Annotated in this window: 21 protein-coding genes; 19 read left to right on the plus strand and 2 right to left on the minus strand. The window is 65.7% G+C overall.

Features of this window, described 5'->3' with window-relative positions:
* The first annotated feature begins 57 nt into the window (after window positions 1–57).
* From kdsA to ACQR1Y_RS10790, 3 genes are all read left to right on the plus strand, one after another.
* Window positions 58–921: a 3-deoxy-8-phosphooctulonate synthase gene (kdsA, locus tag ACQR1Y_RS10780; protein ID WP_434877176.1), complete on the plus strand. Its 864-nt coding sequence runs from the start codon at window positions 58–60 to the stop codon at window positions 919–921.
* Window positions 921–2,144, plus strand: a complete 1,224-nt coding sequence (locus tag ACQR1Y_RS10785; RefSeq protein ID WP_434877177.1) for an MFS transporter — start codon at window positions 921–923, stop codon at window positions 2,142–2,144. The genes kdsA and ACQR1Y_RS10785 overlap by 1 nt, the downstream gene beginning before the upstream one ends.
* A gap of 929 nt (window positions 2,145–3,073) precedes the next feature.
* Window positions 3,074–3,586: a hypothetical protein gene (locus tag ACQR1Y_RS10790; protein WP_434877178.1), complete on the plus strand. Its 513-nt coding sequence runs from the start codon at window positions 3,074–3,076 to the stop codon at window positions 3,584–3,586.
* Between the two features lie 98 nt (window positions 3,587–3,684).
* On the opposite strand, the gene queF is transcribed toward ACQR1Y_RS10790, so the two are convergent.
* Complete coding sequence (gene queF / locus ACQR1Y_RS10795; RefSeq protein ID WP_434877179.1) at window positions 3,685–4,161, minus strand: preQ(1) synthase; 477 nt, start codon at window positions 4,159–4,161, stop codon at window positions 3,685–3,687.
* Window positions 4,162–4,356: 195 nt separating this feature from the next.
* On the opposite strand from queF, the gene eno reads away from it, so the two are divergent.
* The 7 genes from eno (at window position 4,357) to ACQR1Y_RS10830 (ending at window position 11,374) form a co-directional block, all read left to right on the plus strand.
* On the plus strand, window positions 4,357–5,640 hold the full coding sequence (gene eno, locus ACQR1Y_RS10800) for a phosphopyruvate hydratase (protein ID WP_434877180.1): 1,284 nt from the start codon (window positions 4,357–4,359) through the stop codon (window positions 5,638–5,640).
* A gap of 44 nt (window positions 5,641–5,684) precedes the next feature.
* Complete coding sequence (locus ACQR1Y_RS10805) at window positions 5,685–6,824, plus strand: zinc-binding dehydrogenase (RefSeq protein ID WP_434877181.1); 1,140 nt, start codon at window positions 5,685–5,687, stop codon at window positions 6,822–6,824.
* 119 nt (window positions 6,825–6,943) lie between these two features.
* A complete protein-coding gene (locus ACQR1Y_RS10810) occupies window positions 6,944–7,942 on the plus strand; it encodes an MBL fold metallo-hydrolase (RefSeq protein ID WP_434877182.1) in 999 nt (332 codons plus the stop codon).
* Window positions 7,943–8,191: 249 nt separating this feature from the next.
* Window positions 8,192–9,361 carry a serine hydrolase domain-containing protein gene (locus ACQR1Y_RS10815; RefSeq protein ID WP_434877183.1) on the plus strand — a complete coding sequence of 390 codons (1,170 nt, stop codon included), beginning with the start codon at window positions 8,192–8,194 and terminating at the stop codon, window positions 9,359–9,361.
* A 149-nt stretch (window positions 9,362–9,510) separates the two neighbouring features.
* Window positions 9,511–10,068, plus strand: a complete 558-nt coding sequence (locus ACQR1Y_RS10820) for an NADPH-dependent FMN reductase (RefSeq protein WP_434877184.1) — start codon at window positions 9,511–9,513, stop codon at window positions 10,066–10,068.
* Between the two features lie 128 nt (window positions 10,069–10,196).
* Complete coding sequence (locus ACQR1Y_RS10825; protein WP_434877185.1) at window positions 10,197–10,988, plus strand: aldolase; 792 nt, start codon at window positions 10,197–10,199, stop codon at window positions 10,986–10,988.
* A 68-nt stretch (window positions 10,989–11,056) separates the two neighbouring features.
* Window positions 11,057–11,374 carry an FtsB family cell division protein gene (locus ACQR1Y_RS10830; RefSeq protein WP_434859080.1) on the plus strand — a complete coding sequence of 106 codons (318 nt, stop codon included), beginning with the start codon at window positions 11,057–11,059 and terminating at the stop codon, window positions 11,372–11,374.
* Between the two features lie 70 nt (window positions 11,375–11,444).
* On the opposite strand, the gene ACQR1Y_RS10835 is transcribed toward ACQR1Y_RS10830, so the two are convergent.
* Window positions 11,445–13,124, minus strand: coding sequence for a methyl-accepting chemotaxis protein (locus ACQR1Y_RS10835; protein ID WP_434859079.1), 1,680 nt, complete (start codon window positions 13,122–13,124; stop codon window positions 11,445–11,447).
* A 452-nt stretch (window positions 13,125–13,576) separates the two neighbouring features.
* Between ACQR1Y_RS10835 and pdhA the strand changes: the two genes are divergently transcribed.
* The 9 genes from pdhA to ACQR1Y_RS10880 all read left to right on the plus strand — a co-directional run bounded on the left by pdhA (window position 13,577) and on the right by ACQR1Y_RS10880 (window position 24,477).
* Window positions 13,577–14,599: a pyruvate dehydrogenase (acetyl-transferring) E1 component subunit alpha gene (gene pdhA / locus ACQR1Y_RS10840; protein ID WP_434877186.1), complete on the plus strand. Its 1,023-nt coding sequence runs from the start codon at window positions 13,577–13,579 to the stop codon at window positions 14,597–14,599.
* Between the two features lie 33 nt (window positions 14,600–14,632).
* On the plus strand, window positions 14,633–16,030 hold the full coding sequence (locus tag ACQR1Y_RS10845) for a pyruvate dehydrogenase complex E1 component subunit beta (protein WP_006614387.1): 1,398 nt from the start codon (window positions 14,633–14,635) through the stop codon (window positions 16,028–16,030).
* Window positions 16,031–16,042: 12 nt separating this feature from the next.
* Window positions 16,043–16,348 carry a DUF5076 domain-containing protein gene (locus ACQR1Y_RS10850; protein ID WP_008963957.1) on the plus strand — a complete coding sequence of 102 codons (306 nt, stop codon included), beginning with the start codon at window positions 16,043–16,045 and terminating at the stop codon, window positions 16,346–16,348.
* Between the two features lie 2 nt (window positions 16,349–16,350).
* Window positions 16,351–17,697, plus strand: coding sequence for a pyruvate dehydrogenase complex dihydrolipoamide acetyltransferase (locus ACQR1Y_RS10855; protein WP_434877187.1), 1,347 nt, complete (start codon window positions 16,351–16,353; stop codon window positions 17,695–17,697).
* A 150-nt stretch (window positions 17,698–17,847) separates the two neighbouring features.
* On the plus strand, window positions 17,848–19,269 hold the full coding sequence (lpdA, locus tag ACQR1Y_RS10860) for a dihydrolipoyl dehydrogenase (RefSeq protein ID WP_434877188.1): 1,422 nt from the start codon (window positions 17,848–17,850) through the stop codon (window positions 19,267–19,269).
* Window positions 19,270–19,394: 125 nt separating this feature from the next.
* The gene (locus ACQR1Y_RS10865; protein ID WP_434877189.1) at window positions 19,395–20,636 is read left to right on the plus strand and encodes a threonine synthase; all 1,242 of its coding nucleotides are present in this window, start codon (window positions 19,395–19,397) and stop codon (window positions 20,634–20,636) included.
* 88 nt (window positions 20,637–20,724) lie between these two features.
* Window positions 20,725–21,696 (plus strand): tripartite tricarboxylate transporter substrate binding protein BugD, encoded by a 972-nt coding sequence (locus tag ACQR1Y_RS10870; RefSeq protein ID WP_434877190.1) that lies wholly within the window; start codon window positions 20,725–20,727, stop codon window positions 21,694–21,696.
* 236 nt (window positions 21,697–21,932) lie between these two features.
* Window positions 21,933–23,657: a dihydroxy-acid dehydratase gene (gene ilvD / locus ACQR1Y_RS10875; protein WP_434877191.1), complete on the plus strand. Its 1,725-nt coding sequence runs from the start codon at window positions 21,933–21,935 to the stop codon at window positions 23,655–23,657.
* A complete protein-coding gene (locus ACQR1Y_RS10880; RefSeq protein ID WP_434877192.1) occupies window positions 23,644–24,477 on the plus strand; it encodes a tetratricopeptide repeat protein in 834 nt (277 codons plus the stop codon). The genes ilvD and ACQR1Y_RS10880 overlap by 14 nt, the downstream gene beginning before the upstream one ends.
* The last annotated feature ends 33 nt before the right edge of the window (window positions 24,478–24,510 follow it).

Consider the following 24,510-nt stretch of genomic DNA (forward strand, 5'->3'; position numbering starts at 1 on the left):
GGTTGATCCGGCGGGCCGGATTGGCCATGGTCGCGCGCTCACCAAGAGGATGATGCCGTGAACGCTCCGATCTCTGCCGCGCCGGTCGTCACCGTCGGCGCCGTCAAGTTTGGCAATCAGCTGCCGCTCGCGGTGATCGCAGGTCCCTGCCAGCTGGAGAGCCGCGGGCATGCGCTGGAGGTCGCCTCGGCGCTGAAGGAGATCGCGACGCGGCTGAACATCGGCCTCGTCTACAAGACCTCGTTCGACAAGGCCAACCGCACCAGCGGCTCTGCCGCGCGTGGACTCGGCCTCGCACAGTCGCTGCCGATCTTCGCCGAGATCCGGTCCTCGCTCGGCCTTCCCGTGCTGACCGACGTGCATGACGCCAGCCAATGCGCCGAGGTGGCGCAGGCGGTCGACATCCTGCAGATCCCCGCCTTCATGTGTCGCCAGACCGACCTGCTGCTCGCGGCGGCCGCGACCGGCAAGGTCGTGAACGTCAAAAAGGGCCAGTTCCTGGCGCCCTGGGACATGGCGAATGTGGTCGCCAAGATCACCGGCGCCGGCAATCCCAACGTGCTCGCGACCGAGCGCGGCGTCTCGTTCGGCTACAACACGCTGGTGTCGGATATGCGCGCGCTGCCGATCATGGCGAAGATGACGGGCGCGCCGGTGATCTTCGATGCGACCCATTCGGTGCAGCAGCCGGGCGGGCAGGGCACCTCGTCGGGCGGCCAGCGCGAATTCGTGCCCGTGCTCGCACGCGCGGCCGTGGCGGTCGGCGTCGCCGGCGTGTTCATCGAGACCCATCCCGATCCCGATCATGCGCCCTCCGACGGACCGAACATGGTGCCGTTGGCGCAGTTCGAGGGACTGCTGCGGACGCTGATGGCGTTCGACCAGCTGGCGAAGGGCCAGGCGGCGGACGCTGCGTCCTGATGCACCAGCCCGTCGCCAAGCCGTCTGGCAACAAGCCAGACAACAAGTTTCCGCCGGCCGTCAACATCATCGCACTGGCGGGCTTCTCCGCGGCGCTGTCGACGCGCGCGCTCGATCCGGTGCTGCCGCATGTCGCCGAGGATTTTTCGATCAGCATCGCCACCGCGGCGGGCATCGCCGCCGGCTATGCGCTGATCTACGCGCTGATCCAGCCGGCGATCGGCGCCGCGGCCGACCTGTTCGGCAAGGCGCGGCTGATGACCTTGTGCTTGGCGCTGCTCGGCGTCGCCAGCGTGCTCGGCGCACTCGCGACCTCGTTTCCGCTGCTGTTCGCCACCCGCATCCTCGCCGGCATCGCCTCCGGCGGCGTGTTTCCGGTGGCGCTCGGACTGACCGCCGATCTCGTGGCGCCCGACAAGCGCCAGGTCGCGATCGGCCGCACCTTGGCGGGCTCGATGGCCGGCAATCTGCTCGGCGCCACCGCGTCCGGCATCATCGGCGATTTCATCGGCTGGCGCGGCGTGCTCGCCATCCTCGGCGCGCTCGGACTGATCGCCTCCTTCGCGGTCGCCGCCGGCTTCCGCGGCGCCAAGGTGACGCACGCCGCCACCACCGATCTCGCCACCCTGAAGAAGGGCTACGGCATCATCTTCAGGAATCCGAACACGCGGTTCTGCTACTCGGCGGTGTTCGTCGAAGGCTGCTGCGTGTTCGGCCTGTTTCCGTTCATCGCCTCGTTCCTGTTCGATCTCGGCGAGACCTCGCTGTCGATCGCCGGCATCGTCATCGCGGGCTTTGCGGTGGGCGGCCTGTTCTATACGGCCACCGTGTCGAACTTCCTGCCGCGGCTCGGCGTCAAGGGCATGATGATCGTCGGCGCCGCGCTGGTCGGCGTGCAGCTTGCCGCGCTGTCGTTCGGCCCGTCCTGGAAGCTGCAATTCGCCTGCATGCTGATGATGGGCTGGGGCTTCTACATGATCCATGGCTGCCTGCAGGTGTTCGCCAGCGAGCTGTCGATCGGCGCGCGCGCGACTGCGATGTCGCTGCACTCGTTCTTCTTCTTCCTCGGCCAGACCGTCGGCCCGATCGCCTACGGCTTTGGCGTGGTGCACGGCGGCAAGCAGCCGACCTTGTTCATCGCCGGCGCCATGATGGTCGCCCTCGGCCTCGCCTGCGCCGCCCTGCTGCGGCAGCGCCCGCCGGCGGATGCGGCGGTGACGTAACGGTCTTTTCGGCGGCGTGCGCTGGGCCATCGCATTTGACGGTATGGTGCCGTCGCTGCAGAAGCGATTGCTGATTAGTTGCTCCGTCATGGCCGGGCTTGTCCCGGCCATCCACGTCGTTCGGCACGCTGAGAAGGACGTGGATGCCCGGGACAAGCCCGGGCATGACGACGTGGAGAGAGGCGAGCACACAATGCCCATTGTTTGCTGCGTGAGCCGTGGGCACACACCGCCGCCATCTCGCGGCGCCTCTGCGTCCGAGCTTTGCCTTTGGACATGCCCTTTTCCATTGAAGAGGGCACGGGGAATGCCGGGAGCTGGCCGCCCCCATGGCCCGCCTGCGGAAAAAAATGCAGGCGGCGAGAACCACAGGTTCAGCCGAGATATCCCGGCATTCCCCGCGCGATGGTTGGGCGGCTTATACGTACTCTCCCCGGGGACCGGGCTGTCTTGCCCCCGTGACCAGCGGATCATCATCACCGCCAGCGTAGCCTCAGCGTCGGGAGGCCAGGACCATACGACTTCGCCGGCGCATCAGGCCCGTTCGTCCGCATGATGGATCACGCTGCGAACCCGACACGCCCACCGCATCCCGCCTCAACGTCCGTGACGACCGCGAAGCGCCCCTCAGATCGAGACGGGACGGCGAGAGTAAAACACGTATTCTGAAAAAAAGAAAGAAGAAATTTTCTGCTGCGTGGCTGAACGAATGTGTTCCTGGTGCCAAGTCGAAAACCGGCATTCAGGCCGATACGAACGTCACATGGTGGTTCTTATTTGAAATTGGCAGGAGTCTGGCAGCTGCGTTAAAGTCTCCCCGACGGGAGAGTTGAGATGCTAGAAAACATTCGGGCGATTATGGGTGGCGACCACTGGTCATACTCATCAACGCTGCGACATCCAGTTCAATGAGCGAGTTGAGGTGGAGAGTGATCAGATCGCTCGTCAGCTGTTTGGTCTTTGTTGTCCTGATTGTGACGATGACGATCGTGACGGCAGCAGCTAATGGCCTGCGGACTTACTTTTCGGAAGAGGTGCCTGTCGAAATACCGAAGCCCCAGGCCCTGTCATCCATGGATCAAATCGTTCTGGCCAGGGTACGGGTCCTAGACCGGCCTGCAGGTCTCCATGGTTTCGAGGAATCCGCGCGTTCTGGCGAAGCTCCCCACGAGGACTGTTCAGCTTGGTTACAGGTGCTTGCCGTTGTCCGTGGCAAGCGACCAGAGCTGGAGCGCATAAACGTGACTTTCGGCAGCGGCCATAGCTACGCCGAAGGTCCCTCTACCCCTCGTCAGCTCGCGCAAGACTATTTTGTAGCGATGTACGAAGACAACTCCGGGTTTCATCTTATCGGTGTTCCCATCGAGGCCGCCAAGTACACTGAGTGGCAGCAAGAGATTGGTGCGTTTGAGCGAGAGCGCGTTAAGTCGCTTTCGAAATAGTCCGTTATTGCACTTCATCGACGTTCGAGGTGCTGCGCCCGGCCTAAAAAGTCGAGTTCGACGGGTTTTTTGCGTATTGAGCTGGGTCGATCGATCGCTCACCCCCGCCCGCGATACGGCGCGACGCCCTGGTCCGGCACCCACAGTCCCTTCGGCAGCTTCCCCGTCTGCCAGAACACGTCGATCGGGATGCCGCCGCGGGGGTACCAGTAGCCGCCGATGCGGAGCCATTTCGGCTTGATCTCTGACGCCAGGCGCTTGCCGATGGCGACGGTGCAGTCCTCGTGGAAGGCGCCGTGGTTGCGGAAGCTCGCGAGGTAGAGCTTGAGCGACTTGGATTCCACCAGCCAGGGGCCGGGGGCGTAATCGATCACGAGATGGGCGAAGTCCGGCTGGCCGGTCACCGGGCACAGCGAGGTGAACTCCGGGACCGTGAAGCGGGCCAGGTAATCGGTGTCCTTCTGCGGGTTGGGAACGCGGTCGAGCCTGGCCGCCGCCGGGCTGTCGGGGGCCGCCACCTCGCGGCCGAGCTGAAGGCCGGCCGAGGCCAGGGATGGGGTGGTTTTTTTCGCCATATATTTCGTGGCCCTATGTCGTGTCATGCATCGCAATTGGCGCCGCTTTAGCCAATCGCCGGGCGGGCGTCATCTGGTTCGTGATTTCGACGCCAGTTCTGCCCGACTTCCGCTCGACTTGGCCTTTTCGCCCCCGTGACCTTGCGGTAGAAGCGGCGCAGCAAAGCCCACCCAGAAACGTCTCACGAGGACCCCATGACCGCCATCGTCGACATCATCGGCCGCGAAATCCTGGACAGCCGCGGCAATCCCACGGTCGAGGTCGACGTCGTGCTGGAGGACGGCTCGGTCGGCCGCGCCGCGGTTCCCTCGGGTGCGTCCACCGGCGCCCATGAGGCGGTCGAGCTGCGCGACGGCGACAAGCACCGCTATCTCGGCAAGGGCGTGCTCAAGGCCGTCGAAGCCATCAATGACGAGGTCTATGAGGCGCTGGCCGACATGTCGGTGCAGGATCAGGTCCAGATCGATCAGATCCTGATCGAGCTCGACGGCACCGAGAACAAGAGCCGGATCGGCGCCAATGCCATCCTCGGCGTGTCGCTGGCCTGCGCCAAGGCGGCCGCGATCTCCTACGACATGCCGCTCTATCGTTACGTCGGCGGCACCTCGGCGCGCACCCTGCCGGTGCCGATGATGAACATCCTCAATGGCGGCGTGCATGCCGACAATCCGATCGACTTCCAGGAATTCATGATCATGCCGGTGGGCGCGCCGAGCTTCGCGGAGGCGCTGCGCTGCGGCTCGGAGATCTTCCACACGCTCAAGGCCGAGCTGAAGAAGGCCGGCCACAACACCAATGTCGGCGACGAGGGCGGCTTCGCGCCGAACATCCCGTCGGCGGACGCGGCGCTCGACTTCGTCATGGCCGCGATCGGCAAGGCCGGCTACACCGCCGGCGAGGACGTGATGCTGGCGCTCGACTGCGCCGCGACCGAGTTCTTCAAGGACGGCAAGTACGTCTACGAGGGCGAGAACAAGAGCCGCTCGCGGTCGGACCAGGCCAAGTATCTCGCCGACCTCGTCGCGCGCTATCCGATCGTCTCGATCGAGGACGGCATGTCCGAGGACGACATGGATGGCTGGAAGGAATTGACCGACCTGATCGGCCACAAGTGCCAGCTGGTCGGCGACGATCTGTTCGTCACCAACGTGAACCGCCTCGAGGACGGCATCCGCAACGGCCGCGCCAACTCGATCCTGATCAAGGTCAACCAGATCGGCACGCTGACCGAGACGCTCGCCGCGGTCGAGATGGCCTACAAGGCCGGCTACACCGCCGTGATGTCGCACCGCTCCGGCGAGACCGAGGATTCGACCATCGCCGATCTCGCGGTCGCCACCAATTGCGGGCAGATCAAGACCGGCTCGCTGGCGCGCGCCGACCGCACCGCGAAGTACAACCAGTTGCTGCGCATCGAGCAGGAGCTGGATTCGCAGGCCAAATACGCCGGCCGCGCGGCGCTGAAGGCGCTGGCCTGATCGCTGACGACACGACAAGAGCCAAGAGAACAGGGGAGGCACAGATGAGTGGCGAGACCGGCCTGCAACTGCGGACATTGATCAAGCGCAGCGGTGAGCTCGAATTGTCGCTCGTCGATGTGCCGACCCCTGAGCCGGGCCCGGACGAGGTCGTGGTGCGCATCGAGGCGGCGCCGATCAATCCGTCCGATCTCGGCCTGCTCGTCGGTGCGGCCGATCTCTCGACCATGCAGGCGTCGGGCAGCAAGGATCGCCCGGTCATCACGGCCAAGGTGCCGGAGGCCGGCATGCGCGCCATGGCCGGGCGGCTCGACGAGTCCCTGCCGATCGGCAACGAGGGCGCCGGCGTCGTCGTCAAGACCGGATCGTCCGACGCCGCCAAGGCGCTGATGGGCCGCACGGTCGCGGCGATCGGCGGCGCGATGTACAGCCAGTATCGCTGCCTGAAGGTCTCCGAGTGCCTGCCGCTGCCGGACGGCACGACGCCGGAGGAGGGCGCCTCCTGCTTCGTCAATCCGCTGACCTCGCTCGGCATGACCGAGACGATGAAGCGCGAGGGCCACACCGCATTGGTACACACCGCGGCCGCCTCCAATCTCGGGCAAATGCTCAACAAGATCTGCCTCAAGGACGGCATCCCGCTGGTCAACATCGTGCGCAGCCAGGCGCAGGCCGAACTGCTGCGCGGCATCGGCGCGAAGTACGTCGTCGACTCGACGTCTCCGACCTTCATGGAGGAGCTGACGGCGGCGCTGGTCGAGACCGGCGCGACCATCGCTTTCGATGCGATCGGCGGCGGTAAGCTCGCCGGGCAGATCCTCAATGCGATGGAAGCGGCCATCAACAAGTCGGGCAAGTATCCCTACAGCCGCTACGGCTCGGCCGTGCACAAGCAGGTCTACATCTACGGCGGTCTCGATCTGCGCCCGACCGAGATCACGCGCGGCTTCGGCATGACCTGGAGCGTCGGCGGCTGGCTGCTGTTTCCCTTCCTGATGAAGATCGGCAAGGCCGACAGCGAGCGGCTGCGCCAGCGCGTCGTCGACGAGCTCAAGACCACCTTCGCCAGCCACTATACAAAGGTGGTGTCGCTGGCCGAGGCGCTCGATCCGGCGAACCTCGCCGTGTACGCCAAACGGGCCACTGGCGAAAAATTCCTTATCGACCCCAACAAAGATAAGTGACCTAACGCCGCGTCCCGAACGTTGCGGACGGGCTTGCCTTTGGCCTGCGGCCGAAGACAATCCGCGCCGTCTTGTTCGGGGCGGTGTTGGCCGCTGACACCTCTGAGGAGAGATTTCTGATGACACAATTGGATCGCCGTCGCTTCCTGGCCGGTGCCGCGCTGGCTGGCACCGCCGGCACGCTGCCCTCGCTCGCGGGCACGCAGGCCCGCGCGGCCACCGCGCCGGCCGGCGCCCAGGCGCCCGGCTTCTTCCGCTACAAGGTCGGCGACTACGAGTGCACCTCGATCAACGACGGCGCGCGCACCTTCCCGATGCCCGACAAGTTCGTCGTCAACACGCCGAAGGACGAGGCGCTGGCCGCGGCCGAGAGCGCCTACATGCCGAAGGGCATGATCACCATTCCCTTCAATCCGCAGCTGATCAACACCGGCTCCAAGCTGATCCTGATCGACACCGGCAACGGCGCGGGCGCCTTCGAGGCCAGCAAGGGCGCCGTCGGCCGCCTGCAGCAGAACCTCGCCGCCGCCGGCATCGATCCGAAGGCGATCGACGTCGTCGTGCTCTCGCACATGCATGGCGACCATATCAACGGCCTCAAGCTCGCCGACGGCTCGCTGGCGTTCCCGAACGCCGAGCTCAAGGTGCCCTCGGTCGAGTGGGCGTTCTGGAACAGCGACGAGAACGCCGCCAAGGCGTCCTCCGAGCTGATGAAGGGCAACTTCGCCAACTTCAAGAAGGTGTTCGGCGGGCTGGAGAACAAGGTCACCCAGTACGAGTGGGACAAGGAGGTCGCGCCCGGAGTCACCGCGCTGGCCACCCCCGGCCACACGCCGGGCCACACCTCGTTCGCGGTCGCTTCGGGCAATGCCAAGGTGTTCATCCAGTCCGACGTCACCAACGTGCCGGAGCTGTTCCTGCGCAATCCGGACTGGCACGTGATGTTCGACACCGACGCGGCGCAGGCCCAGGAGACCCGGCACAAGTTCTACGACATGGTCGCCGCCGAGAAGGCCAAGGTGATCGGCTTCCACTTCTCGTTCCCGTCGGTGGGTTATGTCGAGAAGGACGGCGCCAAGTACCGGCTGATCCCGGCACCGTGGAATCCGGTGCTGTAAGTTTTCTTCGTCATTGCGAGCGAAGCGAAGCAATCCAGGGGCTCGGTCGGGACTCTGGATTGCTTCGTCGCGGAGCCTGTCCTCGGGCTCGCCGGAGGCGAGACCCGGGGGCTCCTCGCAATGACGGAGGAGAGACTGTGCCAGGCCGCCTCAGGGCGGCCTGTTCGTTTTTGCATATGCGATAGAGCGGACTTTCCCCCGCCGCCGTGACGGCCTATGTCGGACGCTCCGCCATCCGCAGGGCCCCGCATGTCGACCGATCCGTCTCCCGCCAGCGCCGATCTCTCCAACTGGCGCACCGCGCCGTATAGCCGCTGGGCGTTTCACAACATCCGCTCGCTCCTGCCGGTCGCCGACATCGCGAGCGCGCCGGGTAGCGCCTGGCCGCTGCCGGCGGCTCCGGCCTCGTTCGATGGTTTCAGCCTGAAGCTTCCGAAGGGCGGCACGCTCGACCTCGATGGTTTCCTGAAGGCGACGGCGACCGACGGGCTCTTGATCCTGCACGACGGCCGCATCGTGTTCGAGCATTATGAGGGCGGCACCGATTGCGACACGCCGCACATCCTGATGTCGGCGACCAAGTCGATCACCGGCCTGATGCTCGGCATCCTCGTGGACCGTGGCGAGATCGACATCGACGCCGAGGTGACGCGCTACGTGCCGGAGGTCGAAGGCACGGCCTATCGCGGCGCCACCATTCGCCAGCTCACCGACATGCGGGCCGGCATCGTGTTCGACGCTGTCGGCCTGCAGGCCTATGCCGACGCCGCCGGCTGGGAGCCGGTCGCCCCGGGTACGACGCCGAACCTGCACGACTTCTTTGCGACGATGCGGGCGCAGGCCAAGCCGCATGGCGGCGCCTTCAGCTATGTCTCGTCGAACACCGATCTCCTGGGCTGGGCCATCGAGCGCGCCACCGGCCGCAGCTTCGCGAGCCTCGTCGGCACCTTGCTGTGGCAGCCGATGGGAGCCAGCGGCGAGGCGTTCATCACGGTCGACCGCAAGGGCGCGCCGCGTTGCACCGGCGGCTTCTGCGCGACGTTGCGCGATGTCGCCCGGCTCGGCCAGCTCGTGCTGTCGGGCGGCCGGCGCGGCTCGCACGCGATCGTCCCAGAAGCCTGGCTCGATGACATCAGGCACAACGGCGATACCCAGGCCTGGCGCGACGGCCAATGGCGCGACAGCTTCGCCGCGATCAGCCGCAACATGCACTACCGCAGCGGCTGGTACGTCATCAATGATCAGCCGCAGCTGATGTTCGCGATGGGCATCCACGGCCAGAATCTGTTCGTCGACGCCGCCAACAAAATCGTGATCGCCAAGCTGTCGAGCTGGGCGCAGCCGGTCGACGGCCAGGCGATCTGGCTGACGCACCAGGCGGTCGCGGAATTCACCCGCTGTCTCAAGGGGACAGGTTGATTCCGGCGGGTGTGAGCCGGAGGCGGAACCGCTCAGGCGGGCTCCGCGATGAAACGCTGAGTTTCGCGAAGCGTTATTCCATGCACTTGCATGTTCCTGCCGGCGCGCCTTAAGTGCCGCGCCATCCCGGTCTCAAGAGGATTTTTCCCATGCCCGCCCCGTATTCCATCGTCGCGCTCGTCGGCAGCCTCCGCAAGGAGAGCTTCACGCTCAAGATCGCCAAGGCGATGGCCAAGCTCGCGCCCGCAAGCCTCAAGATCGAGGTGGTCACGCTGGAAGGCCTGTCGTTCTTCAACCAGGATGTCGAGGCCAATCCGCCGGCCGAATGGCTCGCGTTCCGCGACAAGCTCAAGGCGTCGAACGGCGTGCTGATCCTGACCCCGGAATACAATCGCTCGATTCCCGGCGTGCTGAAGAACGCGATCGACATCGCCTCGCGCCCTTACGGCCAGAGCTCGTTCCTGGGCAAGCCGGTCGGCCTGATCTCCAACTCGCCCGGCCCGCTCGGCGGCGTCGCTGCCGCGAAGCATCTGCAGAACATCATGCCGGGCATCTCGGGCCCCGTCATGGGCACGCCGGAGATCTACCTTAATGGCGTCGGCGACGCCTTCGACGGCAATGGCGAGCTGACCAAGGAGTCGCTCAAGACCGTGCTGCAGCAATATCTCGACGCCTTCGCGGCCTTCGTGGCCAAGCAGAACGGCTGAGATTCTGGGCACACTGTCGCCAGGACATGACGGGTATAACGGGCAGGGCGTTGACGCGCCTTGCCCGATCCGTTTTCAAGGCGTGGCTGGTCACCTGCGCAACGAAGCGCAACCCGATAGGACACGCCATGGCCCATTCCTTCACGCCCGCCAGCTCGTCAAAGCCGGGACCGAACCAGCCTGTTCTCGACACCGACGCGGTCTGGCAGGCGCGGGTCGATCTGGCCGCCTGCTTCCGGATGGCCGCGCGGCACGGGCTCGAGGAAGGCATCTGCAACCACTTCTCGGCGCTGGTGCCCGGCTATGACGACCTCTTCATCGTCAATCCCTACGGCTACGCCTTCCGCGAACTGACAGCCTCGAAGCTCCTGGTGTGCGACTTCGACGGCCACGTCGTCTCCGGCGAGGGCCAGCCCGAAGCGACCGCGTTCTACATCCATGCCCGCATCCACAAGGCGCTGCCGCGCGCCAAGGTCGCCTTCCACACCCACATGCCCTATGCCACCGCGCTCTCCATGACCGAGGGGCCGCCGCTGATTTTCGCCGGGCAGACCGCGCTGAAATTCTACGGCCGCACCGCTGTCGACGAGAACTACAACGGCCTGGCGCTCGACAACCGCGAGGGCGACCGCATTGCGGGTGCGATCGGCGACGCCGACATCGTCTTCATGAAGCATCACGGCGTGATGGTGCTGGCGCCGACCATCGCCGAGGCATGGGACGATCTCTACTACCTGGAGCGCGCCTGCGAGGTGCAGTGCCTGGCGCTCTCGACCGGCCGCAAGGTGGCGCCGGTCGCGCCGGAGATTGCCGAGGCGGCCTATCGCCAGATGCGCGACGGAGATGCGGAATCGGCGCGGTTGCATCTCGAGGCGGTCAAGCGGATGCTGGACGCCGAGGAGCCGGCCTACCGGACTTAGACGTGCAAGCGGGCCGGGGAGCGCAAGGTTAGCGATTCCTTAACCGACGCCGCAGCATTCTCCGGCGCATGGTCTCCCGCGCACGCCTGAAATCCTTCCTGACCGGGCTCGCCCTCTACACGATGGCGGCGGCCATCATCGGCTATTTCGGCATCAATGCCTATACCGGCCGCTATGGCCTGAATGCCCGCCAGGAGCTCGACCAGGAGATCGTGTCGCTGACCTCGGAGCTGGTGCGGCTGAAGCAGGAGCGCGCGGAAGGCGAGAAGCGGGTGTCGCTGCTGCGCTCCGACCGCGTCGATCCCGACATGCTCGACGAGCGCGCGCGCTTCCAGCTCGGCTACGCCAATCCGCGTGACCTGATCCGCATCAACCGGCCGCAGTGACCGGTCCGTCGGCGCCGAAACGCCGGCCCGTAGTCTGGCCGGCGTTCGGGAGCCCGTGCGTGAGCGGCTGCTAGGCGGCGCGCACCGACGCCAGGAACCGGCTGACTTCGAGCTTGAGCCGCTGGCTGTCCTGCGACAGGCACTGCACGGAATTGAGCACCTGCGACGAGGCGGATCCGGTCTCGCTGGCCTCGCGCTGGACCTGGGCAATGTTGGCCGAGACCTGGCGCGTGCCCTGCGCGGCCTGCTGGATGTTGCGGGAGATCTCCTGCGTTGCCGCGCCCTGTTCCTCCACGGCGGCGGCGATGGTCGAGGCGATCTCGGACATGCGCCCGATCGTATCGCCGATTTCCCGGATCGCGGACACCGAGTGCTGCGTGGCCGCCTGGATGGAGCCGATCTGCTGGCTGATCTCGTCGGTGGCCTTGGCAGTCTGCTCAGCCAGCGCCTTGACCTCGGAGGCGACCACCGCGAAGCCGCGGCCCGCGTCACCGGCCCGCGCCGCCTCGATCGTCGCATTCAGCGCCAGCAGGTTGGTCTGGCCCGCGATCGTGTTGATCAGCTCGACGACATCGCCGATACGGGCTGCGGCCTGCGACAGTTCGCCGACCCGCTCGTTGGTCCGCCGCGCTTGCGCCACGGCTTCGTTGGCGATCGCCGCCGATTGCTGCACCTGCCGGCTGATCTCGTTGACCGAGGACGACATTTCCTCGGTCGAGGCCGCCACGGATTGAACGTTGTTCGATGCATCGCCGGAGGCGTTGGCGACCACGGTCGCAAGGCCCTGGGACCTGTCGGCGGTCGAGGTGAGGGACTTGGCCGAGGTCTCGAGCGCGGCGGCTGCCGACGAGACGGTGTTGATGATGCTGCCGACCGAGCTCTCGAACTCGTTGGCGAGGCGCTCGGTGTCGGCCTTGCGCTGTGCGGCGAGGCGGCCTTCCTGCTCCTTCTGCTCGGCTTCGAGCCTCTGGCGGGCCTCGGCATTGACCTTGAACACCTCGACCGCCCGCGCCATCTCGCCGAGCTCGTCGCGTCGTTCGGCGCCGGGGACCTGTACGGCCAGATTGCCTGTGGCGAGCTCGGTCATCACCCGGGTGATGGCCTGCAGCGGGCGGACTAGCCCTCGCGCAATGGTCAGGGCGATCACGCAGAGCAGTGCGATCAGGCCGGCGGCCCAGACCAGCGCCGTCTTCACCGACGCGTAGAACATCTCGTCGAGATCATCGACATAGACGCCGGTACCGACGATCCAATTCCACGGGTCGGCCTTCAGCGTGTAGCCCAGCTTGGCGACGGGAATGGTGCTGCCGGCGCGGGCAAACATATAGTCGGTGAAGCCGCCCCCGTCGCGCAGACCCGCGGCCACCAGCTCGCGCACGAATGGCAGGCCGTTGGCGTCCTTTTCGTTGCTGAGATTCTTTCCTTCCCAATCGGGGCGGGGGCCGAGAACGATATTCTCTCCATCCGGCTTGTAGACGAAGATGTAGTCGTTCTTGCCGTATCGGATGCCGCGCAGCGTGGCCTTGGCGCGGCTCTGCGCCTCCGCTTCCGTCAGCGATCCCTTCTGGACCTCGGCGGCCAGCGCCTTCACGATCGACACGGCCGATTGCACCTGGCCGACGATGGCCGTTTTGCGTTCATCCAGAAGCGCGGAGCGGGCGCTCAATAGCTGGCTTGCGATGGCCGCGATACAGACTGCAATCGAGACGGCGACAAGGATGCCGAAGCGGCGGGGAATCGTCAGGACCATGGTGCACTTCCGGAAGGCCAGCAGCGCCATTGCTGCATGGCACACCGTGCGGACCGATGGTTTAAGCCTGCTGAATTTGTCTCAGTAGGACTACGCAGTCGGCGGCGAAAATGCCCGGCCGGCTGGCGTCCCGCGAGGACAGGCGGCGCAGCCTTCATCCGCCGCGTGCTCCAGAAGCTCCAGTCCCCGCGGCATCTCGTCAATGGCGCTGCAGCGATTGGCTTGGGCCGGGGCGAAGCGGCGCTGGGACTTGGTCGACCCAAGCCTTCGAGCCTGACGCTCCGATAGGCAGCCATCCATTGATCGTTTCAAAAATCCAGCGGTTCGATTTCTAAAATTTCGCGGCCGTTTGCACTGCGGCAAAGCAAAATGAACCTGGGTTCACGCGGTCCTTTTACGTCCCCTGGAGTTGAGCTAGAGAGGGCTACTTTTTCTCGCAATCCGGAATTGCCATGGCCGCACCGAAGAAGACCGCCGCAAAGGAACACGGGCAGGACAGGGACAACGGCCCGCCGCCGGAATTCACCAAAGAGCAGGAATTGGCCGCGCTGCGCGACATGCTGCTGATCCGCCGCTTTGAGGAGAAGGCGGGTCAACTTTATGGCATGGGTGCGATCGGCGGCTTCTGCCACCTCTATATCGGCCAGGAAGCCGTGGTGGTCGGCATGCAGATGGCGCTGAAGGACGGCGACCAGGTCATCACCGGCTATCGCGACCATGGCCACATGCTGGCTTGCGGCATGGATGCCAAGGGCGTCATGGCCGAGCTTACGGGGCGCCGCGGCGGCTACTCCAAGGGCAAGGGCGGCTCCATGCACATGTTCAGCATGGAGAAGAACTTCTTCGGCGGCCACGGCATCGTCGGCGCCCAGGTCTCGCTCGGCACGGGGCTGGCGCTCGCCAACCGCTATCGCGGCAATGATTCGGTCAGCGTGGCCTATTTCGGCGACGGCGCCGCCAACCAGGGCCAGGTCTATGAGAGCTTCAACATGGCGGAGCTCTGGAAGCTGCCGGTAATCTACGTCATCGAGAACAACCGCTATGCGATGGGCACGGCGGTGTCGCGCGCATCGGCGCAGACCGACTTCTCCAAGCGCGGCCTCTCCTTCAACATTCCGGGCGAGCAGGTCGACGGCATGGACGTCCGCGCCGTGAAGGCGGCGGCCGAGAAGGCGGTTGCCTGGTGCCGCGAGGGCAAGGGCCCCTACATTCTGGAAATGCAGACCTACCGCTATCGCGGCCACTCGATGTCGGACCCGGCGAAGTATCGCACCCGCGAGGAGGTCGAGAAGGTCCGCCACGACCAGGATCCGATCGAGCAGGTGCGCAACCGCCTGCTGGCGGCGAAGGTGAGCGAGCAGGATCTCAAGGCGATCGATGCCGACGTGCGCAAGATCGTCAACGAGGCCGCCGATTTCGCGCAGGCCGATCCCGAGCCGGATGCCGCCGAGCTCTACACCGACGTCTATCGCTAATCGCGCGCGCAAGCTGATTTCTCTGGAGCTGATATGCCTATTCAAGTTTTGATGCCTGCGCTGTCGCCCACGATGGAGAAGGGCAACCTCGCCAAATGGCTGAAGAAGGAAGGCGAGGCGATCAAGTCGGGTGACGTGATCGCCGAGATCGAGACCGACAAGGCGACGATGGAGGTCGAGGCGACCGACGAGGGCACGCTCGGCAAGATTCTCATTCCCGAAGGCACCGCCGACGTTGCGGTGAACACGCCGATCGCGACCATTCTCGCCGATGGCGAAACGGCGGCCGATCTCGGGAAGGCCTCGGCGCCGGCCGCCGAAATGAAGGCCGCGCAATCGGCGCCGCCGGCGGACGCTGGCGTCTCCGTGCAGGCCTCGCCCGCGCCGACCGGCGTGGCCGCGCCGCAGAGCGTCGCCGAGCCGGATCCGGAAGTGCCCGCCGGCACCGAGATGGTGACGCAGACCATCCGCGAGGCGCTGCGCGACGCGATGGCCGAGGAGATGCGTCGCGACGGCGACGTCTTCATCATGGGCGAAGAGGTCGCCGAATATCAGGGCGCCTACAAGGTCACCCAGGGCCTGCTGCAGGAGTTCGGCGCCCGCCGCGTGATGGACACGCCGATCACCGAGCACGGCTTCGCCGGCATCGGCGTCGGCGCGGCGATGGCCGGGCTGAAGCCGATCGTCGAGTTCATGACCTTCAACTTCGCCATGCAGGCGATCGACCAGATCATCAACTCCGCGGCCAAGACCTTGTACATGTCCGGCGGCCAGATGGGCTGCTCGATCGTGTTCCGCGGACCCAACGGCGCCGCCGCCCGCGTCGCCGCGCAGCACAGCCAGGACTACTCGTCGTGGTACTCGCACATTCCGGGCCTCAAGGTCGTCGCGCCGTATTCGGCGGCCGACGCCAAGGGCCTGCTGAAGGCCGCGATCCGCGATCCGAACCCGGTGATCTTCCTCGAGAACGAGGTGCTCTACGGTCACTCCGGCGAGGTGCCGAAGCTCGACGACTACATCATCCCGATCGGCAAGGCGCGCATCGCCCGCACGGGCAAGGACGTGACGATCATCTCCTGGTCGAACGGCATGACCTATGCGCTCAAGGCCGCCGACGAGCTCGCCAAGGAGGGCATCGAGGCCGAGGTGATCGACCTGCGCACCTTGCGTCCGATGGACACCGACACCATCATCGCCTCGGTCAAGAAGACCGGCCGCGCGGTCACGGTGGAAGAGGGCTGGGCGCAGAGCGGCGTCGGCGCCGAGATCGCCGCGCGCATCATGGAGCACGCCTTCGACTATCTCGATGCGCCTGTCACCCGCGTGTCGGGCAAGGACGTGCCGATGCCGTATGCCGCGAACCTCGAGAAGCTCGCGCTGCCGTCGGCTGCGGAGGTCGTGCAGGCCGCAAAATCCGTCTGCTACCGCTAAGGGACATCCCAGATGGCCGGACCCAAGGAGCAGCCGCTGCCGCCCGACGTCGTCGGCCGCGAGGACGCCACCGAAGTGTTGCGCGCCTTCGTGCTCGACGGCGGGCTCTCGATCGCCTTCCAGCGCGCGTTCGAGGAGCCCGACGTGTGGGGGCTGCTCCTGGTCGACGTCGCCCGACATGCTGCGCGCGCCTATGCGCGCGAGAGCGATTATTCCGAAGACGAGGCGCTGCAGCGCATCGTCGAGATGTTCGAAGCCGAGCTGGCTCGGCCGACTGATATGGGCACCACCAGCCCCAGGTCGAAACAAGGTCACTGATCATGCCGATCAACATTCTGATGCCCGCGCTGTCGCCGACGATGGAGAAGGGCAACCTCGCTCGTTGGCTCAAGAAGGAAGGCGACCAGGTCAAATCGGGCGAGGTCATCGCCGAGATCGAGACCGACAAGGCCACGATGGAAGTCGAGGCGGTCGACGAAGGCACGCTCGCCAAGATCCTGGTGCCGGAAGGCACGCAGGACGTCCCCGTCAACGACGTGATTGCGGTGCTCGCCGGCGAAGGCGAGGACGTCAAGGCTGCGGGTAGCGCGCCGGCGGCCGCTGCGCCGAAGGCTGAATCCAAGCCGACCGCGTCGGCGGCTCCCGCCGCGGCGCCGGCACCTAGCGCTGCGCCCGCGCCGAAGCCGGCTGCGGCTCCCGCACCGGCCGCAGCGCCTGCGGCGGCCCCCCAGGTCAACGGCCACGCCCGCATCTTCTCCTCTCCGCTGGCGCGACGCCTCGCCAAGGACGCCGGCATCGATCTCGGCCGCATCACCGGCACCGGCCCGCATGGCCGCGTCGTCGCCCGCGACGTCGAGGAGGCGAAGTCCGGCAAGGGCCTGAAGGCCGCGCCGTCGGCGGCAGGCGCGCCGGCCGTGGCGCCGTCGATGTCCGACAAGCAGATCCTGGCGCTGTTCGAGCCGGGCTCTTACGAGGTCATCCCGCATGACGGCATGCGCCGCACCATCGCGCAGCGCCTGACTGCGGCGACGCAGACCGTCCCGCATTTCTATCTCACGATCGACTGCGACATCGGCAAGCTGCTCGCCGCCCGCGAGGAGATCAATGCGGCAGCTCCAAAGGACAAGGACAAGAAGCCGCTCTACAAGCTCTCGGTGAACGACTTCGTCATCAAGGCGATGGCGGTGGCGCTGCAGAAGATCCCGAACTGCAACGTCAGCTGGACCGAAGGCGGCATGGTCAAGCACAAGCATTCCGACGTCGGCGTTGCCGTTGCCATGCCGGGCGGACTGATCACCCCGATCATCCGCAAGGCCGAGACCAAGACGCTGTCTGCCATCTCCGGCGAGATGAAGGACTTTGCCGCGCGCGCCCGCTCGCGCAAGCTGAAGCCGGAGGAATATCAGGGCGGCACCACCGCCGTGTCCAACCTCGGCATGTACGGCATCACGCACTTCACCGCGGTGATCAATCCGCCGCACGCGACCATCCTCGCGGTCGGCACGAGTGAGGAGCGGCCCGTCGTGCGCAACGGCAAGATCGAGATCGCCAGCATGATGAGCGTGACCCTGTCGTGCGACCACCGCGCCATCGACGGAGCGCTCGGCGCCGAGCTGATCGGCGCCTTCAAGCAGCTGATCGAGAACCCCGTGATGATGATGGTGTGAGCACGCAGCAACTGCATCCACCGTCATTGCGAGCGCAGCGAAGCAATCCAGAGTCCCGCCGGAACCCTGGATTGCTTCGTCGCTTACGCTCCTCGCAATGACGGAGAGAGTTCGACTGACCCGGCTAACGATGAGAATGATTGCATAGCCATGGCCGACACATCCTTCGACGTCATCATCATCGGCTCCGGTCCGGGCGGCTACGTCACCGCGATCCGCGCCGCGCAGCTCGGCTTCAAGACCGCGATCATCGAGAAGACGCATCTCGGCGGCATCTGCCTGAACTGGGGCTGCATCCCGACCAAGGCGCTGCTGCGCTCGGCCGAGATCTATCACTATATGCAGCACGCCAAGGACTACGGCCTGTCGGCGGAGAAGATCTCCTACGATCCCAAGGCGGTGGTGCAGCGCTCGCGCGGCGTCTCCAAGCGGTTGGCCGACGGCGTCGGCTTCCTGATGAAGAAGAACAAGGTGCAGGTGATCTGGGGCCGCGCCAACATCGACGCGCCCGGCAAGATCACCGTCACCAAGTCCGACGTCGAAGCGCCGAAGGGAGCGCTGGGCGAGGGCAGCTACCAGGCCAAGCACATCATCGTGGCGACCGGCGCGCGGCCGCGCGTGCTGCCGGGCCTGGAGCCGGACAAGAAGCTGGTCTGGACCTATTTCGAGGCGATGGTGCCGGACAAGATGCCGAAGTCGCTGCTCGTGGTCGGCTCCGGCGCGATCGGCATCGAGTTCGCCTCGTTCTTCCGCACCATGGGCTCCGAGGTGACGGTGGTTGAGGTGCTGCCGCAGATCCTCCCCGTCGAGGACGCCGAGATCGCCGGCATCGCCCGCAAGCAGCTGGAGAAGCAAGGCCTCAAGATCATGACCGGGGCCAAGGTCACCAAGCTCGACAAGAAGAGCGACAGCGTGGTGGCGACGATCGACGACGGCAAGGGCAAGATCGAGACGACCGAGTTCGACCGCGTCATCTCGGCGGTCGGCGTCGTCGGCAATATCGAGAATCTCGGGCTGGAAAAGCTCGGTGTGAAGACCGACCGCGGCTGCATCGTGATCGACGGCTACGGCAAGACCAACGTGCCCGGCCTCTACGCGATCGGCGACGTCGCCGGTCCGCCGATGCTGGCGCACAAGGCCGAGCATGAGGGCGTGGTCTGCATCGAGGCCATCAAGGGCCTGCATCCGCATCCGATGGACAAGAGCCTCATTCCCGGCTGCACCTATTGCCACCCGCAGGTCGCCTCCGTCGGCCTCACCGAGGCCAAGGCGAAGGAGCAGGGCCGCGACATCCGCGTCGGCCGCTTCCCCTTCGTCGGCAACGGCAAGGCGATCGCGCTCGGCGAGGACCAGGGCCTGGTCAAGGTGATCTTCGACAAGAAGACGGGCCAGCTGATCGGCGCCCACATGGTCGGCGCCGAGGTGACCGAGCTGATTCAGGGCTATGTCGTCGCGATGAACCTGGAGACGACCGAGGAAGAGCTGATGCACACGGTGTTCCCGCATCCGACCCTGTCGGAGATGATGAAGGAAGCCGTGCTCGACGCCTACGGGCGTGTGTTGAACATGTGAGTCGCCGTCATTGCGAGCGAAGCGAAGCAATCCAGGGCCCAGGGTGAGACTCTGGATTGCTTCGTCGCTTCGCTCCTCGCAATGACGAACAACAAACTCCGATCGCTGCAGGAAAGAACAACAACATGAAATCCAGCGACAACCTCACCACCGAGCGCCCGACCTTCGTCACGCATCTCGAATGTGCGATGGAAGGCGATCACTATCCGGCGGACCAGATCCACAACCTCTCCAAGGCCGGCAAGCCGCTCTTGGTGCGCTACGATCTCGCCGGCGTGAAGCAGGCGCTGACCAAGGATGCGCTGGCGCAGCGGCCCGCGGACATGTGGCGCTATCGCGAGCTGCTGCCGGTGCGCAAGTGCCAGGACATCGTCAGTCTCGGCGAAGTCATGACGCCGCTGATCAACCTGCCGAAGCTTGCCAAGAAGCTCGGCGGCGGCGAGATCATCGTCAAGGACGAGGGCCGGCTGCCGACCGGCTCGTTCAAGGCGCGTGGCCTGGTCATGGCCGTGTCGATGGGCAAGGCCCTCGGCATCAAACACATGGCGATGCCGACCAACGGCAATGCGGGTGCTGCGCTCGCCGCCTATGCGACCTCCTGCGGCATCAAGACCACGATCTTCTGCCCGGCCGACACGCCGGAGGTGAACGTCAGCGAAATCGAGCTGCAGGGCGCGACCGTCTACCGCGTCAACGGGCTGATCGACGATTGCGGCAAGATCGTCGGCGAGGGCAAGGCCAAGGTCGGCTGGTTCGACACCTCGACCCTGAAGGAGCCGTACCGGATCGAGGGCAAGAAGACGATGGGCTTGGAGCTCGCCGAGCAGCTCGGCTGGGACGTGCCCGACGTGATCTTCTATCCGACCGGCGGCGGCACCGGCCTGATCGGGATGTGGAAGGCATTCGACGAGCTGGAAAAGATCGGCTTCATCGGCGCCAAGCGCCCGCGCATGGTCGCGGTGCAGGCCTCCGGCTGCGCGCCGATGGTGCGTGCCTACGAGCAGGGCGTCGAGCATGCGACGCGCTGGGAGGACGCCCACACCATCGCCTCCGGCATCCGCGTGCCGCAGGCGGTGGGGGATTTTCTCATCCTGCGCGCCGTTCGCGAGAGCAAAGGTTTCGCGATTGCCGTCGATGACGAGAAGATTTCATCTGCGCTCACCGAGGTCGCGCGCGAGGAGGGCTTCCTGCTGTGCCCCGAGGGCGCGGCGACCTACGCCGCCTACAAGCAGAGCCTCGCCGACGGCCGCGTGACGAAAAACGATCGCGTCATGCTGTTCAATTGCGCGACAGGACTTAAATATCCGCTGCCGCCGGTCACCCGGACGCTCGATCGTCACCAGCCGATCGACTTCGGGCAGTTCTAACTAACAAGCAGCACCGCGGCCTCGGGCACGTTCCGGCGCAGGCGCATCAGCGTCTGCGGACGGCGCGTGCGACACCAGGGAGGACGTGATGCGACGAGCTGTTTTCGCCGTGCTGTTTGCGTGCGTCATGCTGGCTGTGCCGGCACGCGCGGACACCTATCCCTCGCGCGCCATCACGGTGATCGTGCCGTTCGCCGCCGGCGGGCCGTCGGACGCGATGATGCGCATCCTCGCCGAGCACATGCGGCGGACGCTGGGGCAGCCCATCCTGATCGAGAACGTCACCGGCGCGGGCGGCTCGATCGGCGTCGGACGTGCCGTGCGCTCGAAGGCCGACGGCTACACGGTCAGTTTCGGCCATCTCGGCACGCATGTCGCGAATGGCGCGGTGTACCGGCTCGGCTACGACCTCGAAGCCGATCTCGAACCCGTGGTGCTGCTGCCGAGCAATCCGATGATCATCGTCAGCCGCAACAACATTCCGGCGAAGTCGCTGTCCGAGTTTCTCGCCTGGCTGAAGGCGCAGCCGAACCCGGCCTCCGCCGGCACTGCGGGCAACGGCTCCGGCAGCCACATCGCCGGGCTGTATTTCCAGCAGGTCACCGGCCTCAAGCTGCAATACGTGCCGTATCGCGGCACGGGGCCGGCGATGAACGATCTGGTCGCCGGCCAGATCGATCTCATCGTCGACCAGACGTCGAATGCCATCACCCAGGTTCGCGCGGGCACGATCCGGGCCTACGCCGTCACCGACAGCAAACGTCTCGAATCGGCGCCGGAGATTCCGACCGCCGACGAAGCGGGGCTGCCCGGTTTCCACATGACGTTGTGGTCCGGTCTCTGGCTGCCCAAGGGCACCCCCAGGGCAATCGTCGAGACGCTGAACGCCGCCGCCGTCGCGGCGCTGGAGGAGCCCGACGTACAGAATCAGATGAAGAACCTGGGGTTGCAGATGCCAGCGGCGGATCAGCGCACGCCCGAGGCGCTCGGAACCGTGCAGCACGCTGAGATCGAGAAGTGGTGGCCGATGATCAGGTCGGCTGGGGTGGTGCCCGAGTAAGCGGACGGTATTGAATTCCGTAAGAAATGGTGGCGCTGGGGCCACGAATGTTGCGACGCCGCCACAGTTTACCAAGTTTTGGTAACGATCTCTGGCGCTCCGCAAACGCGCCGCTTTTTGGCCACACCTGGTCGTGAAATACTTTGATCAGAACATAACCAGTGCGTGTGAGGCTGCCGGAAATCCATTTTCAGGATTTTGAGCGTTCTCCTCAGCACCGGGAGGCCAGAACAGCGATGGACGCGAAGACCGACATCAAGCGCAGGCTGCCCAGCCGTCATGTGACGGAAGGGCCCGAGCGTGCGCCGCATCGGTCCTATCTCTACGCGATGGGCCTCACCACGGCCCAGATTCATCAGCCCTTCGTCGGCGTCGCCTCGTGCTGGAACGAGGCCGCGCCTTGCAACATCGCGCTGATGCGGCAGGCCCAGGCGGTGAAGAAGGGCGTCGCGCATGCCGGGGGCACGCCGCGCGAGTTCTGCACCATCACCGTGACCGACGGCATCGCGATGGGCCATGACGGCATGCGCTCGTCGCTGCCGTCGCGCGAAGCCATCGCCGATACCGTCGAACTGACGATCCGCGGCCATTCCTACGACGCCCTGGTGGGCCTGGCCGGCTGCGACAAATCGCTGCCGGGCATGATGATGGCGATGGTGCGGCTCAACGTGCCCTCGATCTTCATCTATGGCGGCTCGATTCTGCCGGGCAATTTCCGCGGCCAGCAGGTCACCGTGCAGGACATGTTCGAGGCGGTCGGCAAGCACTCGGTGGGCGCGATGTCGGACGAGGACCTCGACGAGCTCGAGCGCGTCGCCTGTCCGTCGGCCGGTGCCTGCGGCGCCCAGTTCACGGCGAACACGATGGCGACGGTCTCGGAAGCGATCGGGCTGGCGCTGCCGTACTCGGCGGGCGCACCGGCGCCTTACGAGATTCGCGACTCGTTCTGCATGACCGCCGGCGAGAAGGTCATGGAGCTGATCGAAGCCAACATCCGGCCGCGTGACATCGTGACGCGCGCTGCGCTGGAGAACGCCGCTGCGGTGGTGGCGGCCTCCGGCGGCTCGACCAACGCGGCCCTGCATCTACCTGCGATTGCACATGAAGCAGGTATCAAGTTCGACCTGTTCGACGTCGCCGAAATCTTCAAAAAGACACCTTATATCGCGGATTTGAAGCCAGGTGGCCGCTATGTCGCCAAAGACATGTTCGAGGCTGGTGGCATTCCGCTGTTGATGAAGACGTTGCTCGACCATGGCTATTTGAACGGCGACTGCCTCACAGTCACCGGCCGGACGATCGCCGAAAACCTCAAAGGCGTGAAGTGGAACCCGCACCAGGACGTGGTGATGCCGGCTGACAAGCCGATCACCGCAACCGGAGGTGTGGTCGGTCTGAAAGGCAATCTCGCGCCAGAGGGCGCGATCGTGAAAGTCGCGGGCATGTCGAACTTGAAATTTACCGGGCCGGCCCGCTGCTTCGATCGGGAAGAGGATGCCTTTGAGGCCGTCCAGAAGCGCACCTATCGCGAAGGCGAGGTCATCGTCATTCGCTATGAGGGGCCGCGCGGCGGTCCGGGCATGCGGGAAATGCTGCAGACCACGGCGGCGCTGACCGGGCAGGGCATGGGCGGCAAGATCGCGCTCATCACCGACGGCCGGTTCTCGGGCGCGACCCGTGGCTTCTGTATCGGCCATATCGGACCGGAGGCGGCCATCGGCGGGCCGATCGCCCTGGTCCAGGATGGCGACATCATCGAGATCGACGCCGAGGCCGGCATCCTTAACGTCAAGTTGAGCGATGCCGAATTCGCGTCACGCAGAACCAAGTGGACGCCGCGTGAGACACATCACACGTCGGGCGCACTTTGGAAATATGCCCAGCAGGTCGGGCCGGCCGTGGCGGGTGCCGTCACCCACCCAGGTGGTGCGCAAGAGAAGTATTGCTATGCGGACATCTGATCGGATCATCTTTGCATTGATGCTGGGGATTGCCCCGCTCGCGTTGCCGACGCCGTCGTTCGCGTTCGATGGCGCTCCGGTCAACCAGGAGCCGGCGATTCCCGTGGCAGGGCCGCAGGCCGGCGCCGGTGCGCTGCGCAAGTCGATGCCCGCGACCACCGCCACGACCAATCCGACGCAGTCCCTGACTGCGTTGCAATATGCCGCGGAAGAAGGTCACCCGGTCGCGCAGTTCAAGCTCGGGCGGATGTATGCCGCCGGCGACGGCGTGGCGCGTGACGACATGCGCGCGTTCGACTATTTCAGCCGCATCGCCAATGCGCATGCGGAGGACAGCCCGTCGGCGCCGCAGGCGCAGATCGTCGCCAATGCCTTCGTGGCGCTGGGGCGGTACTATCTGAGCGGTATTCCGAACTCGAAGGTGAAGGCCGATCCGGACCGCGCCCGCGAGATGTTCTCGTATGCGGCGTCTTATTTCGGCAATGCCGACGCCCAGTACGATCTGGCGCGGCTGTATCTGAAGACCGCCGACGCCTCGCGCGAGGACTTCCGCTATGGTGCCCGCTGGCTCGGCCTCGCGGCGCAGAAGGGCCAGCATCAGGCCCAGGCCTTGCTTGGCCAGATGCTGTTCAACGGCGACCGGCTGCCGCGCCAGCCGGCGCGCGGCCTGATGTGGCTCACTCTGGCGCGTGACAGCGCTGGTCCGGACGAAGCCTGGATCAAGGAGAGCTACAACCGCGCCTTCGCCAAGGCCTCGGACGACGACCGCGCCACGGCGCTGCAGATGCTCGAGAGCTGGGTGCAGGGCAAGCGCGAGTAGGCGGCAGCGGAATGCATCGCGTTCCCTCCGCGT

This window comes from Bradyrhizobium sp. HKCCYLRH3099, assembly GCF_051167855.1.
GTDB lineage: Bacteria > Pseudomonadota > Alphaproteobacteria > Rhizobiales > Xanthobacteraceae > Bradyrhizobium.

Excerpts from the sequence above, each read along its gene's own strand:
- lpdA (WP_434877188.1), top strand. The coding sequence starts at position 17,848 with ATGGCCGACACATCCTTCGACGTCATCATCATCGGCTCCGGTCCGGGC.
- ACQR1Y_RS10825 (WP_434877185.1), top strand. The coding sequence starts at position 10,197 with ATGGCCCATTCCTTCACGCCCGCCAGCTCGTCAAAGCCGGGACCGAAC.
- ACQR1Y_RS10785 (WP_434877177.1), top strand. The coding sequence starts at position 921 with ATGCACCAGCCCGTCGCCAAGCCGTCTGGCAACAAGCCAGACAACAAG.
- ACQR1Y_RS10850 (WP_008963957.1), top strand. The coding sequence starts at position 16,043 with ATGGCCGGACCCAAGGAGCAGCCGCTGCCGCCCGACGTCGTCGGCCGC.
- ACQR1Y_RS10870 (WP_434877190.1), top strand. The coding sequence starts at position 20,725 with ATGCGACGAGCTGTTTTCGCCGTGCTGTTTGCGTGCGTCATGCTGGCT.
- ACQR1Y_RS10820 (WP_434877184.1), top strand. The coding sequence starts at position 9,511 with ATGCCCGCCCCGTATTCCATCGTCGCGCTCGTCGGCAGCCTCCGCAAG.
- ACQR1Y_RS10830 (WP_434859080.1), top strand. The coding sequence starts at position 11,057 with ATGGTCTCCCGCGCACGCCTGAAATCCTTCCTGACCGGGCTCGCCCTC.
- ACQR1Y_RS10815 (WP_434877183.1), top strand. The coding sequence starts at position 8,192 with ATGTCGACCGATCCGTCTCCCGCCAGCGCCGATCTCTCCAACTGGCGC.
- ACQR1Y_RS10835 (WP_434859079.1), bottom strand. The coding sequence starts at position 13,124 with ATGGTCCTGACGATTCCCCGCCGCTTCGGCATCCTTGTCGCCGTCTCG.
- ACQR1Y_RS10805 (WP_434877181.1), top strand. The coding sequence starts at position 5,685 with ATGAGTGGCGAGACCGGCCTGCAACTGCGGACATTGATCAAGCGCAGC.
- pdhA (WP_434877186.1), top strand. The coding sequence starts at position 13,577 with ATGGCCGCACCGAAGAAGACCGCCGCAAAGGAACACGGGCAGGACAGG.
- ilvD (WP_434877191.1), top strand. The coding sequence starts at position 21,933 with ATGGACGCGAAGACCGACATCAAGCGCAGGCTGCCCAGCCGTCATGTG.
- ACQR1Y_RS10855 (WP_434877187.1), top strand. The coding sequence starts at position 16,351 with ATGCCGATCAACATTCTGATGCCCGCGCTGTCGCCGACGATGGAGAAG.
- eno (WP_434877180.1), top strand. The coding sequence starts at position 4,357 with ATGACCGCCATCGTCGACATCATCGGCCGCGAAATCCTGGACAGCCGC.
- ACQR1Y_RS10810 (WP_434877182.1), top strand. The coding sequence starts at position 6,944 with ATGACACAATTGGATCGCCGTCGCTTCCTGGCCGGTGCCGCGCTGGCT.
- ACQR1Y_RS10865 (WP_434877189.1), top strand. The coding sequence starts at position 19,395 with ATGAAATCCAGCGACAACCTCACCACCGAGCGCCCGACCTTCGTCACG.
- queF (WP_434877179.1), bottom strand. The coding sequence starts at position 4,161 with ATGGCGAAAAAAACCACCCCATCCCTGGCCTCGGCCGGCCTTCAGCTC.
- ACQR1Y_RS10880 (WP_434877192.1), top strand. The coding sequence starts at position 23,644 with ATGCGGACATCTGATCGGATCATCTTTGCATTGATGCTGGGGATTGCC.
- ACQR1Y_RS10845 (WP_006614387.1), top strand. The coding sequence starts at position 14,633 with ATGCCTATTCAAGTTTTGATGCCTGCGCTGTCGCCCACGATGGAGAAG.